This is a genomic window from Clostridium fessum (genome assembly GCF_003024715.1).
GTDB lineage: Bacteria > Bacillota > Clostridia > Lachnospirales > Lachnospiraceae > Otoolea > Otoolea fessa.
Map to the genome: position 1 here is coordinate 71,216 of NZ_PYLO01000003.1, position 12,238 is coordinate 83,453.

17 protein-coding genes are annotated in these 12,238 nt (G+C 44.5%); 1 reads left to right on the forward strand and 16 read right to left on the reverse strand.

Annotated elements, in window-relative coordinates; genetic code table 11:
• Positions 1-27 precede the first annotated feature (27 nt).
• The 5 genes from C7U56_RS09610 to C7U56_RS15665 form a co-directional block, all read right to left on the reverse strand.
• Positions 28-453 carry a hypothetical protein gene (locus C7U56_RS09610; RefSeq protein WP_002596310.1) on the reverse strand — a complete coding sequence of 142 codons (426 nt, stop codon included), beginning with the start codon at positions 451-453 and terminating at the stop codon, positions 28-30.
• A 114-nt stretch (positions 454-567) separates the two neighbouring features.
• Entirely contained in the window at positions 568-1,116 is a 549-nt protein-coding gene (locus tag C7U56_RS09615) for a hypothetical protein (RefSeq protein WP_002596309.1), read from the reverse strand.
• Between the two features lie 78 nt (positions 1,117-1,194).
• A complete protein-coding gene (locus C7U56_RS09620) occupies positions 1,195-1,851 on the reverse strand; it encodes a hypothetical protein (protein ID WP_002596308.1) in 657 nt (218 codons plus the stop codon).
• A gap of 92 nt (positions 1,852-1,943) precedes the next feature.
• Positions 1,944-2,312, reverse strand: a complete 369-nt coding sequence (locus tag C7U56_RS09625; protein WP_014081156.1) for a hypothetical protein — start codon at positions 2,310-2,312, stop codon at positions 1,944-1,946.
• 38 nt (positions 2,313-2,350) lie between these two features.
• Positions 2,351-2,512 (reverse strand): hypothetical protein, encoded by a 162-nt coding sequence (locus C7U56_RS15665; protein WP_002596306.1) that lies wholly within the window; start codon positions 2,510-2,512, stop codon positions 2,351-2,353.
• A gap of 100 nt (positions 2,513-2,612) precedes the next feature.
• On the opposite strand from C7U56_RS15665, the gene C7U56_RS09630 reads away from it, so the two are divergent.
• Positions 2,613-2,819: a helix-turn-helix domain-containing protein gene (locus C7U56_RS09630; RefSeq protein ID WP_002596305.1), complete on the forward strand. Its 207-nt coding sequence runs from the start codon at positions 2,613-2,615 to the stop codon at positions 2,817-2,819.
• 46 nt (positions 2,820-2,865) lie between these two features.
• On the opposite strand, the gene C7U56_RS09635 is transcribed toward C7U56_RS09630, so the two are convergent.
• The 11 genes from C7U56_RS09635 to pfkA form a co-directional block, all read right to left on the reverse strand.
• Positions 2,866-3,198 carry a DUF6050 family protein gene (locus tag C7U56_RS09635; RefSeq protein ID WP_038259775.1) on the reverse strand — a complete coding sequence of 111 codons (333 nt, stop codon included), beginning with the start codon at positions 3,196-3,198 and terminating at the stop codon, positions 2,866-2,868.
• Positions 3,179-4,243 carry a DUF6017 domain-containing protein gene (locus C7U56_RS09640; RefSeq protein WP_002596303.1) on the reverse strand — a complete coding sequence of 355 codons (1,065 nt, stop codon included), beginning with the start codon at positions 4,241-4,243 and terminating at the stop codon, positions 3,179-3,181. Before C7U56_RS09640 ends, C7U56_RS09635 begins: the two co-directional genes overlap by 20 nt.
• Positions 4,244-4,258: 15 nt before the next feature.
• Positions 4,259-5,140, reverse strand: coding sequence for a ParB/RepB/Spo0J family partition protein (locus C7U56_RS09645; protein ID WP_002596302.1), 882 nt, complete (start codon positions 5,138-5,140; stop codon positions 4,259-4,261).
• A complete protein-coding gene (locus C7U56_RS09650) occupies positions 5,133-5,915 on the reverse strand; it encodes a ParA family protein (RefSeq protein ID WP_002596301.1) in 783 nt (260 codons plus the stop codon). Before C7U56_RS09650 ends, C7U56_RS09645 begins: the two co-directional genes overlap by 8 nt.
• Positions 5,916-5,938: 23 nt before the next feature.
• A complete protein-coding gene (locus C7U56_RS15670; RefSeq protein WP_002596300.1) occupies positions 5,939-6,115 on the reverse strand; it encodes a hypothetical protein in 177 nt (58 codons plus the stop codon).
• Positions 6,115-6,588 carry a DUF6075 family protein gene (locus tag C7U56_RS09655; protein WP_002596299.1) on the reverse strand — a complete coding sequence of 158 codons (474 nt, stop codon included), beginning with the start codon at positions 6,586-6,588 and terminating at the stop codon, positions 6,115-6,117. Before C7U56_RS09655 ends, C7U56_RS15670 begins: the two co-directional genes overlap by 1 nt.
• Positions 6,589-6,826: 238 nt before the next feature.
• A complete protein-coding gene (lysS, locus tag C7U56_RS09660) occupies positions 6,827-8,785 on the reverse strand; it encodes a lysine--tRNA ligase (protein ID WP_416242441.1) in 1,959 nt (652 codons plus the stop codon).
• Positions 8,786-8,797: 12 nt separating this feature from the next.
• Positions 8,798-9,280, reverse strand: coding sequence for a transcription elongation factor GreA (gene greA, locus C7U56_RS09665; protein WP_107001044.1), 483 nt, complete (start codon positions 9,278-9,280; stop codon positions 8,798-8,800).
• Between the two features lie 219 nt (positions 9,281-9,499).
• The gene (dusB, locus tag C7U56_RS09675) at positions 9,500-10,453 is read right to left on the reverse strand and encodes a tRNA dihydrouridine synthase DusB (protein ID WP_107001046.1); all 954 of its coding nucleotides are present in this window, start codon (positions 10,451-10,453) and stop codon (positions 9,500-9,502) included.
• 7 nt (positions 10,454-10,460) lie between these two features.
• A complete protein-coding gene (locus C7U56_RS09680) occupies positions 10,461-10,859 on the reverse strand; it encodes a DUF6145 family protein (protein WP_022359305.1) in 399 nt (132 codons plus the stop codon).
• Positions 10,860-11,002: 143 nt separating this feature from the next.
• Positions 11,003-11,977 carry a 6-phosphofructokinase gene (gene pfkA / locus C7U56_RS09685; protein ID WP_022359304.1) on the reverse strand — a complete coding sequence of 325 codons (975 nt, stop codon included), beginning with the start codon at positions 11,975-11,977 and terminating at the stop codon, positions 11,003-11,005.
• Between the last annotated feature and the right edge of the window lie 261 nt (positions 11,978-12,238).

Genomic DNA, 12,238 nt, shown 5'->3' on the forward strand with positions numbered 1-12,238 from the left:
CTGGACATCGTGTCCAAAAATTCTGATTTACAGGCAGCCTGCTCTGATACAGTCCTCGTACTCCCTTAATGCTTCCTCTGTATCTGCATCCACAGATAACTGGATACGAACAAAATCATGCAGCGTTCCCGCTAAAAGAAAATCCTTATAAAGCCGCCCAAAATCCTCAACAAACTTCTTTATCAAATGTTCCGGATCATCTCCAGCATGATATTGTACATAAATCTGACTTCTGCCTGTGTTTCCCAGCATATCCGTCAACTGATACGTCAGCTCTCCTGTCTGCTTGACCGAAATCTGAATCAGATTGTAATTCTTTCTCAATTTAAAATAGCTACTATGATACTCCGACGTTATTGTGATGTTTGGATTTTCTTCCAGTTCCATCACAACATCTGCCAGTTTTCCCAATAACGCTGCGGCTGCTTTTTTCTGAAATTCTCTCTTTTTCATTTCATCTGACCTCCATCCGGCTTCTGGACATCGTGTCCAAAAGCAATAAAAAAGGGCAGCTACAAATCTTTCGACTCATAACTGCCCTGACGCTGTTTTCTGTTTTTCCATGCCCTATTCCTTATATCGAATGACAGGGCACTGTTTTTGTTTATTTCCTATTTTTCTCCGCTCCAAGGCAAACACCATATCTCCGGTTCGCTCAAAAAAGCCGATGTCCTTTTTCCAGCTCATTCCACATTTGCAATGCTGCAAACCAATAAACTGCTGTTTCATTCTCCTGCCGCATACCGGACACCGCTTATTACTGCTTCCCTTTTTCTTTTTCGGCACATCCTCCTTTTTCTCCTTCGGCGGCTTTTCTTCCGGTATCCCATTTTCCGCAATACGAAGCTCATATCGTGGCAATTTTAAAAGATATGCTCGGTAAACCTCTTCATACGGAACCCAGATTGCAAGAGATTTCAGTTTTTCATAAATCCGGTCAATAATCTGCTTTGCTACCTCCTCATTTGGTATCTCTCCATTTTCCTTATAGAAAATGCAGGTTTCCCGAAACATCCAGTCTGCTATTTTCATCTTCTGCTTCTGTTTTAAATCCTTATAGGTCTTATTCGGCTGTTTCTGCTGTTTATATGCCAGTGAATGATGATTTGGTTTCATACAATCCCTCTTTCGGACAAATTCTGTTCAAAGCCATTATAACAAAATTTATGCCTGTATCAAATATTTCCGGTACATTTATTTCAACAGCATAACCGTACACATCTGTGCATGGAACAGACCATTCTCCACCGTAACATTATCAAGCAGCAATGCCTGAAACAACACATTCCTCACATTTTCAAGACTGACGATTTTCTGTTCATTCTCCGGCAGATGTACAAACTCCACACCGTCCTCCACAGCAGATTTTCTTGCGGCTTCACAATGAGTAAAAAGTCCCAGAATATACTTATTTGACATGGCAAAAGCATAGGTTTTCTGTCCATCATATACAATCTGGTACTTCTCCGCTGCTCCTTCCGGCAGACTGAAAACGCACTGCACTATTTCTAAACAAACCTTACCTGCATAGTCCGGTTTCAGTTTATTTTTATAGCGTTGTATTTTCCACTGGATTTCACTACGCTCCACAGGGGAATGGGTACGCTTAAACTGAATTTTCCGGCACAACATATCCAAATCCATATACACGTTATTTCCTACAAGATGCTCCGTATATCCTCTATATTCCCCCAACCGCAACAAATACGAAAGCACCTCATTCAGCTTTTCCTCTGATTCTATGAACTGAAACGGTTTTTCTCCAAATTCCAGATATTCAAACTGTAATGGGCAGCTCCCTTTCTCTATCTCCCGTTCCATAACTCTTTTTACATCTCGTAATGATTCCATTTTGCTCCTTTCCGCTTCTGGACATCGTGTCCAAAAGCAATAAAAAAAGGGCAGCTACAAATCTTTCAATTCATAACTGCCCTGACGCTGTTTTATTTCAGTTCTATTTCTGCCATTTTTGCAAATACTGCTTTTTGCTCTAAAAGCTCTTTCTGTTTTTCCTCCGGCAGACATTTGAAGATTTCCTCATATCCCATTTCCAGCATCGGCGTTCCCTTTGCGAAGAGATAGAGCCGGGTATCAAGCCATTCCTGCCATAAGTCCTCAAACATACTCTCACTGTCTGTATAGGTTATAACATCATTAAATCCATACTCCGGTGTGTAATATTGCAGCTTCACAAAACCGTACCGTCCTACATCCAATACCAAAATGCTTTCCAGCTCATACAGTTCTGCATAGGCTGCGGCAACCTTTTTGCACCGTTCCCGTTCTATGTCTGTAATGTAACTTTTCTCCACAGTTGCAAACCTCCTGTTTCGAGGCATCGTGCTGCCTCTTATTCAATCTTCCGTGTTTCTATTTCAAAAACACTTCCGTCCCTTGTTTTTATTGTAAAAATATTTGCGGCATCAGAGGTATCTATATCCTCAATCCCTAAAGCCACATCATTTTCATCTAATACTTCGTATAGCTGATCCTTAAACTCATTATGTTCCATAACTTTTTTACTCTCCTTGTATGTTTTATGGTGCGTACACGCACCATATTATTATATGTTTCATGCACTTAGAATACAAGTGTGGAAAGGAGCTTTCAGTATGATTAAATACGATCCGCTTTGGCGTACGCTAAAGGAAAAAGGAATCAGCCAGTACCAGCTTATCAAAGATTATGGCATTGATAAAGCACAGCTTCAGCGGCTTCGGCAGAACCTTGTTGTAAAAACGCTTATTTTAAACAGGCTTTGCCAGATACTTAACTGCCGGATTGAAGAGATTATGGAATACGTCCCGGATGATAATTAAAGGTGTTGTTCTGATTGATGAACAATGCCTTTTTCATTTTCGCTTTTCATCTGCACCTTTGGACATCGTGTCCAGAAGTATCACTGATTATCTTTATTATCTCCATCAGCACCATAACCATTCTCAGAATTACAACCACACCGCCAATCAGACCACCTACAATACAGTTCAGTGCCAGTATTCCTATACTTCCTGCAATTCCGAAATTTTTTGGTATGAGAATCATACACATTTTTCTGATCCCATAAGGACAGCCGACCAGTACCCAATACAGGAAAAAATCAAATCCTTCTGCTTTTCTGCAAATCGGATAACAGGTTATCATCCAAACTGCCAGCAACGATACCGGAAGCACAATTTTAACCAATATTCTTTTCATTCCAGCCACCTCCGTACATATCATGCTGTACCTCCTGCTGATAATAATGATTCATCGTTGAGGGTGCATTATAAAGAGCTGTTACCATATATGCCTTGATATTTGCAATTTTCGTAGTTGTTTCCTGCATACATCCTATCACATATTCCAAATGGGAGCTATTCAGTTTGAGGAACTTTGATTTTACAAGCTCATATGGATAATCATTTCCACCGATTTTAACAGTCTTATGCTTCACACATACAATCTCGCAGATTACCTCATACAATTCCTCATACAGCCCTTTGTCCTGCCATCTGCCATATTTCATGTGATGTTCGTACTCAATATTCTCTTTGATGATTTCCATGTAAGCATTGACATCTTCCATCACATCAATCTCCCCTTCCAACTCACTGCCGGATTGATTGATAGGATTGATATAATTCCTATCAATATTACTCTGGTTAGTATGATTATAGTTAGTATAATTAGGGTCTGCTTTTTGAACTTCCGCAAGTTCAGATATTGTACTTCTTGAAGTAAAATTTTTAGACTTCTGGAAGTCTGCTTTTTGAACCTCTTGAAGTTCAGTTTCTGAACTTCTGGAAGTATAACTTTTAGAACTCTTGAGGTTCAAATCCTGAACTTCTGTGGAAACATCAGCATTTGCAGGCGTTTCTTCTTCTGCTTCTCCTATTGTGGCAAAATTCTTTACATAAATAATATCCGGTTTTCCAAGTCCCCTGCGTTTCTTTTCGATCAATCCTATCCCATTATCACTGTCCAACTCTTTCATAATCTTAACACAGGTTGCTTTTGCACATCCCAAATCCTCCATGACAGTATCAAGAGTATAAATGATATAGGCTCTGTTTTCTTCATCCAACCAGCCATTTTTCATAGACAGTGACATACGGTCAAGCATCAGACCGTACAGGAGCTTGGCATCGCTGCTAAGCCCCTTGAAACGCTCGTCTTTAATCAGCAACCGAGGAACACGATAAAAGGAAAACTGTTCTGCTTCAATCCCATAGTAATAATCAAACTGTATCTGTTTACCCATTTTACCGCACCCCCTTTACTGTTTCTTCTGCCATTCCTCCAATAATTGCAGGATAATCCCCTCAATCTCTTCGCTGGAGTATTCCTCTGAAAAAAACTGGCTGATTTTTTCAGACTTGATTGTAACTTTCCTCTCTTTCGGCTTTTCCTCGGTCAGTATCAGACGCACCATCGGCAGCGTCAGTTCGCCGCTTTTCCCATATTCCTTCAGCTTGGCAGACTGTACTGTGGAAATATTTGCTCCGCTTTCCTCAAGGATTACCAGCACCCACTGTTGTGCATCTTCCGACAGAAAGGAAATGTCAACACCCTGTACCAGACCGATTTTCTTTCTGTCAACCAACTCTAGCAGCTCATCGGACAGCCTTGCAAGCCAGATATACCGTTGCACCGTCTTTCCGCTTTCTCCGGCAGCTTCTCCTACCTCGTCAAGCGTATTTCCGTTTCCTTTTCTGCCCTGATGCTTCATAGCCTCGTATTTCATGGCATAAGCTTTCGCCTTCTCACTTGGCAGAATGTCCTCACGCTGAATGTTGGAATCCACCATGATAATCGTAGCTTCATCGTCTGTATAATTGCGGACTATCACAGGCATATCCTCTTTTCCTGCCCGTTCTGAACCTCGTTTTCTGCGGTGTCCGGCTATGATTTCATAGCCACCCTCTGCCCTCGGTCTTGCAATTCCCGGTACGAGCACCCCATACTTACTGATGCTTTCCGTTGTTTCTTCCATTTTTTCATCGTCCAGTACACGGAACGGATGATTTCTAAACTCATGCAAATCCGTGAGCTTGGCTCTGATAATCTGCTCTTCGCTCCCTGTCTTTTCTTCTGCATTTCCAAATAAATCATCATAACTGCTTAATTTTACCTTTGCGGCACTTCCTGCTTTACTCATTCCCAAGCACCTCCTCCGTCAAAGACTGATAAGCAGCGGCTACTTTGCCTTTCGGATCATGTTCGTAGATACTGACACCCTCTGCGGAAATCTCTGCCGCACGGACGGAAATGGGAATACTGTTTTCAAATATCCGCACCTTGCTACCGTAATTCTCCACCAGTAATGCAGTAATGTCCTTTGCATAATTGGTTCGAGCATCCACCATTGTCAGCAGAATCCCCTCAATCATCAGCTTCGGGTTAATCTGTCTCCTGACCTTTCCTATGGTCTTAATAAGCTGCTGCAACCCTTTTGCCGGAAGATATGCCGCCTGCACTGGAATCAGAATACTGTCCGCACAGGCAAAAGCGTTTATAGTAATCATGCCGAGAGAGGGCATACAGTCAATCAGAATATAATCATAATTATCCTTTACCAGCTCTATGTAGGAACGCATCACAAGCTCTCTGCTCATCACATTTACAAGTGATACTTCCAGACCGGAAAGCTCAATGTTTCCCGGCATCAGGTCAATTCCCTCTTTGTGTTTCAGGATACCATAATCCGCTTCCATATCTTCATCATTGATGATATTGCCAAGTGCTGTTGCAAGTGTTTCCTCTAGCTTGTCCGGCTCTGTGAAGCCAAGACTGTCTGTCAGACTGCCCTGTGCATCGGCATCAATCAGCAGGACTTTCTTGCCCTGTTTTGCCAATCCTATGCCTAAATTACTGGTTGTGGTGGTCTTGCCCACACCACCTTTTTGGTTTGCGATTGCGATTATTTTACACATGATAGATTCTCCTTTGTTTTCTGCTATTTTTCTGCTACGTTTCTTTTCTTTACTTCTACATACGCCCTGTAAAATTTCTTCGTTCCCTTATTCGGATACATCTCGGAAAACTCCGTTACTTCCACTTTCGGATTCCTCTGCAAAATCTTTCCGAACCACTTAATATCATTCTTTGTTCCCATCAATCTGACTTTTAACATTAGTCTGTTCCTCCCAATAAGGCATACAGCTTATGGTTGTATGTGGCATATTCCGGATACCGAATCTGAATTGCCTGCCAGAAATATGGTGCATAAGCACAGCAGAATATTTCCTCCACCGTGTACTGCCTGCACTCGTCCACCTGTTCTTCTGCATCTTCATAATCGGAAACACTTGGTGTTCCATTGCAATACAGATTGAATGCCATTCTGATCACTCTCACACTTCCACTGGTCTGCCAGCCTTCGTGTAAACACTCTGTTATTACGCATCCTGTTTTGAAATCATAAATTCTGTAAACATTTCTTCTGGTATCATCGCTGATCCCAAGACAATAGCAGAGTGCCTTGTGGTAAACATCCTGATACCGGACTTCCTTTAACTTCTCGTAGTAGAATTTCTCATGTGCATCGCTGATAAAAATAATCTTTTCTTCCTTTTTGGTTTCTGCTCCTAACGCTGTACTTGTCATAATAGAACCCTCCTTGTGTTATTTTGATTTTGTTTTGACCATAACAACAGAAAAAGGACACTCTCCGTTTTATTGGAAAATGTCCTTTTAATAGCATTCAACTATTAAGTTTTGAAAGGTTCTGATTTCTAAAACATCCCTTTTCAGTCCATATTAGTCCACCGAATGACACAAATTTGATGTCAATTTGATGTCAAACACTCGATAAACTCATAAAAGTCTATGGATTTTCTGATTCTTAGTACAACTTCGCACCTGCCGGAATCCGGTCATTCACCATGAGAAGATTTAATCCCTCATGTCCATCTTCCTCGTGTACTGCTGAAATCAGCATACCCTCGGAATCAATGCCCATCATCTTTCTCGGAGGCAAATTTACGATTGCAATCGCTGTCTTGCCAATCAGATCTTCTGGCTCGTAATACTCGTGAATACCGCTTAAAATCGTGCGTTTCCGGTCTGTTCCGTCATCCAGAGTGAACTTTAAAAGCTTCTTTGACTTCGGTACTGCTTCACATTCCAGAATCTTTACTGCACGGAAATCAGCCTTTGCAAAGGTATCGAAATCAATCATTTCTTCAAACAATGGTTCGATTTTTACGTTGGAGAAATCAATCTTTTCTGCAACCTTTTCCTCTGCCACAGCAGCATTTTCTACTGCCTTTTCAGCCTTCCCTTCGCCCTTCTTAGCGTCTAAGGACTTCATTGTCGGGAACAGCAGTACGTCACGGATTGCCTGGGAATCGGTCAGCAGCATAACCAGACGGTCGATACCGTATCCGATACCACCTGTCGGCGGCATACCGATCTCCAGTGCGTTCAGGAAGTCTTCATCCGTATGATTTGCTTCCTCATCGCCAGCAGCAAAAGCCTCTTCCTGTGCTTTGAAACGTTCTCTCTGATCGATCGGATCATTTAACTCAGAGTATGCGTTACACATCTCGCGGCCGTAGATATACATCTCGAAGCGCTCAACCAGCTCCGGATTGGACGGTTTTCTTTTGGTCAGCGGAGATACCTCAACCGGGTGATCCATAACGAAGGTCGGCTGAATCATCTTCTCCTCGCAGAACTCCTCGAAGAACAGATTGATGATATCACCCTTCTTATGGCGCTCCTCAAATACAACATTGTGCTCTCTTGCGATTGCCTTTGCTTCCTCGTCAGTTTTAACAGTGTTGAAATCAACACCGGAGTATTTCTTAACTGCATCGATCATGGTGATGCGCTCGAACGGCTTGGACATATCAATCACAGTGCCGTTATAGCTGATGACAGAGCTTCCGCAGACTTTCTCAGCCAGGTAGCGGAACATACTCTCGGTCAGTTCCATCATGCCCTCATAGTCGGTGTATGCCTGATACAGCTCCATCAGGGTAAATTCCGGGTTGTGACGGGTATCAACACCCTCGTTACGGAATACACGACCAATCTCGTAAACACGCTCTAAGCCGCCTACGATCAGTCTCTTTAAGTAGAGTTCCAGAGAAATACGCAGTTTTACATCTTCATCCAGAGCATTATAATGGGTCTCAAACGGACGTGCAGCCGCACCGCCGGCATTAGCTACCAACATCGGGGTCTCCACTTCCATAAATCCGCGTCCATCCAGGAAATTGCGGATCTCCTTGAGGATCTGAGAACGTTTTACAAAGGTGTCTTTTACTTCCGGATTCATGATGAGATCCACATATCTCTGACGATAACGGATATCCGTGTTGGTCAGTCCGTGAAATTTCTCCGGCAGAATCTGCAGACTCTTGGACAGCAGTACGATGGACTCTGCGTGAACGGAGATCTCTCCCATCTTGGTGCGGAATACGGTACCTTTGATTCCGACAATATCACCGATATCCATCTTCTTGAAATCTCTATAAGCCTCTTCGCCTACGCTGTCTCTGGCAACATAAGACTGGATATTGCCCTTTAAATCCTGCACATTGCAGAAAGATGCCTTACCCATCACACGTTTGGACATCATACGTCCTGCGATCGTAACCTCTTTGCCATCCATCTGCTCAAAGTTATCCTTGATCTCGCTGCTGTGTGCAGTTACATCAAATTTTGTAATCTGGAACGGATCCTTTCCGTTGTCCTGAAGGTCTTTCAGTTTCTCGCGGCGCACCTTTAATAACTGATTTAAGTCCTTCTCCTCGTTCTTATTCTGCTGATTCTGCTCTGCCACTTTCTCTTTCACTCCTTCGTCTCTTTATGATACTCGCTGGATGTCCAGGATCTTGTACTGGATAACGCCCGCCTGTGTCTCTACGTCTACGGTCTCGCCAGCTTTCTTGCCAAGCAGGGCACGACCAACCGGAGACTCGTTGGAGATCTTACCATCTAAGCTGTTTGCCTCGGTGGAACCTACGATCTTAAATTCCATCTCTTCATCCTCTTCGACATCCAGTACCTTTACCTGACATCCGATGCTGATCTTATCCAGATCGATCTCATCCTCAACAACAACCTCTGCGTTTTTCAACAGTTTCTCAAGGTCTACGATTCTTGCCTCGATGTCTCTCTGTTCATCTTTTGCTGCATCATACTCAGCGTTCTCAGACAGGTCGCCCTGCTCTCTCGCCTCTTTGATCTTCTGTGCGATCTCCTGGCGTTTATTTACTTTCAGATCATGAAGTTCATCTTCATACTTTTTCAATCCTGTGTAAGTTAAAATGTTCTTCTTTTCTGCCATGACAGCTATCCTTCCTTCTATCGATTCATCATTGAATCCCCTAATAATTGCATCGCACTATTATACATGATTCTTGGTGTAATGTCAAGAATCACAAAGTGCCATAATGGCTTTAAAAACAAGGGAAAATCCTGCATTTTCGTGCTTTTTCTGTGCCTTTCGATTTCGTCCATCCATGTAACACAACCATCGTTTTGATTCCACACATTCATCCTTCTCTTAAATTCTCTCATCCACCAGCCGTTCCAGCTCCTCCAGCGTCTCCACCTGGTTTATATCATTGCGAAGCGCCGACGAATGTGGAAATCCTGCCGTATACCATGCCACGTGCTTACGCATCTCCCGCATTGCGATCTCCTCGCCGCGAAATTCCGTCTGAAGCGTCCCATGGCGGACAATCATCCTCTTTACTTCCTCCGCAGTCGGCGGCGGCAGAAGTTCTCCGGTTTTCAGATAGTGGAGAATCCGTTTAAACAGCCATGGATTTCCTTTCGCGCCGCGCGCCACCATGATGCCGTCGCAGCCGGTTTCTTCCTTCATTCTCTTGGCATCTTCCGGTGTAAATACATCACCGTTTCCCCAGACCGGGATTGAAACCGCCTCTTTGACCTGACGGATAATGTCCCAGTCCGCCTTTCCGGAATAATACTGCTCTCTCGTCCGTCCATGCACGGCTACCGCCGCCACGCCGCAGCTCTCTGCCATCTTCGCAAACTCAACCGCATTGATATTCGAATCATTAAATCCCTTGCGGAATTTGACCGTAACCGGTTTATGAAGTTTCTTTACCATCGCCGTCAAAATCTGCTCTGCCAGCTTCGGATCCTTCATCAGTGCCGAACCTTCGCCGTTATTGACAATCTTTGGCACCGGACAACCCATGTTGACGTCGATGATGGCATACGGTCCTTCCTCCAGCTGCAGCGCCATCTCGCTCATGATCTCCGGATCTGAGCCAAACAGCTGCACCGCAACCGGCTCTTCTTCCGGCCGCGTCTCTAATAACGGCTTTGTATTGCGGTTCTTATAAAGAAGCGCCTTCGCGCTGACCATCTCCGTGTACATCAAACCACATCCCTGCTCCTTACAGAGCAGACGGAACGGCAGATCCGTCACACCTGCCATCGGCGCAAGGGCGATTGCATTTTTTAATTCTACGTTTCCAATCTTCATTTTATTTCTAATCTTCCTGATACCGTTCCATCTGCTCGTCGTCTAACAGTTCGTCCGCCGGGATTCCCAGCACCTTCACCTTATAATACAGCTCCAGCGATTCCAGCAGCTCACGCTTCTCCGCCTGATACTGCTTGATTTTAAGCGCGCTTCCGATCTCGTCAAAGAGGTAATCATTCTCCTCCGCCTCAACCTTAAACTGCAGTCTGCCATCCGGCATAAACTCCAGCAAAATAATACCGCCGATGTCCTCTGTGTACATAACACACATGATCTGCAATTCCTGCTTAATTGACTCCGGCAGCCCCGAAAACTGCTCATTCAGATAATATTTTTCCACATACGAATTCGCACCGCAGAGTACGGTGGAGTCCCCATCTGTATTGGGATTCTGCATTTCTGCCATTTTCTTGCACCTCCATCTGTTTCATTTTCCATTGCCCACAAACAGGGCTGACGCACGAACGGAGAGCAGGCTCTCCCTTTATCCCTGAGAAGCCTGTTCTCCGTTCATATGCCAGCCCATCTCACAAGCAGCCATCAAATTCCTTAACGAATCAGCAGCTTACTAATCTCATACTGATCTTCCGGAATATCCTTCTTCATATTCAGCGCCTCCTGAATATCAAAATCCAGAAACTCGCCGTGCTTATACGCTACCACGCGGTTGGTCTTTCCTTTTTCCAGCAGCTCCACCGCCTTGGCGCCCATGATGGACGCATAGACGCGGTCTTTACAGGTCGGCGCGCCGCCTCGCTGCATATAACCAAGGATCGTCGCACGTGTCTCGATGCCGGTTGCCGCCTCGATTCGCTTCGCCATCGACGCGGAATGTCCGATGCCCTCGGCATTAATGATAATATGATGTCTCTTGCCACGTTTCCGGTTATCGATGATGCGGTTGATCAGCATCTGCTCATTGCCATCGTACCGCTCCGGAAGCAGAATATCCTCGGCGCCGTTAGCGATACCGCACCACAGGGCGATATATCCCGCGTGGCGTCCCATAACCTCGATGATACTGCAGCGCTCATGGGAGGTGGAAGTATCTCTTACCTTATCGATCGCCTCCATCGCCGTGTTGATCGCGGTATCAAACCCGATCGTATAATCGGTGCAGGCAATATCCAGATCGATCGTGCCCGGAAGACCTACCGTATTGATTCCCAGCGCGGATAACTTTCCGGCGCCGCGGTAGGAACCATCACCGCCGATGACGACCAGACCGTCAATGTTGTGCTTGCGGCAGATTTCTGCGCCGCGCTTCTGACCTTCCTCGGTCATAAATTCCGGACAGCGGGCTGTGTATAAGATCGTACCGCCACGGCCAATCGTATCTGCCACGCTGGTTCCGTCCATGTCCACAATCTCTTCCTGCAAAAGTCCAGCGTAACCACGCATGATACCTTTTACCTTCATGCCCTTGTTGATCGCCGTCCGGACCACCGCACGGATCGCTGCATTCATACCCGGCGCATCGCCGCCGCTTGTCAGTACACCAATCGTTTTAACCTCTTTTGCCATCGCTTATTCCTCCGTCCTAAGGCTTTCCGCTTCACATCCCCAACCGTGAACCAGCCGTTTTATTTTCGAATCTTTTGACCCTTCTGATACCAAATTGTTCTGCACTGCGTGCTACCACAATTTTCAAACAATTTTATTGTAATTCATTTTATAGGTCATTTCAAGATTTTTTATGATATTTTTTTAACATGTCGCCAAAGCGTGTTACTGTTCACACATACGTGCCCAGTTACCAAAACTTTCAATGTCCAATGCAAATTT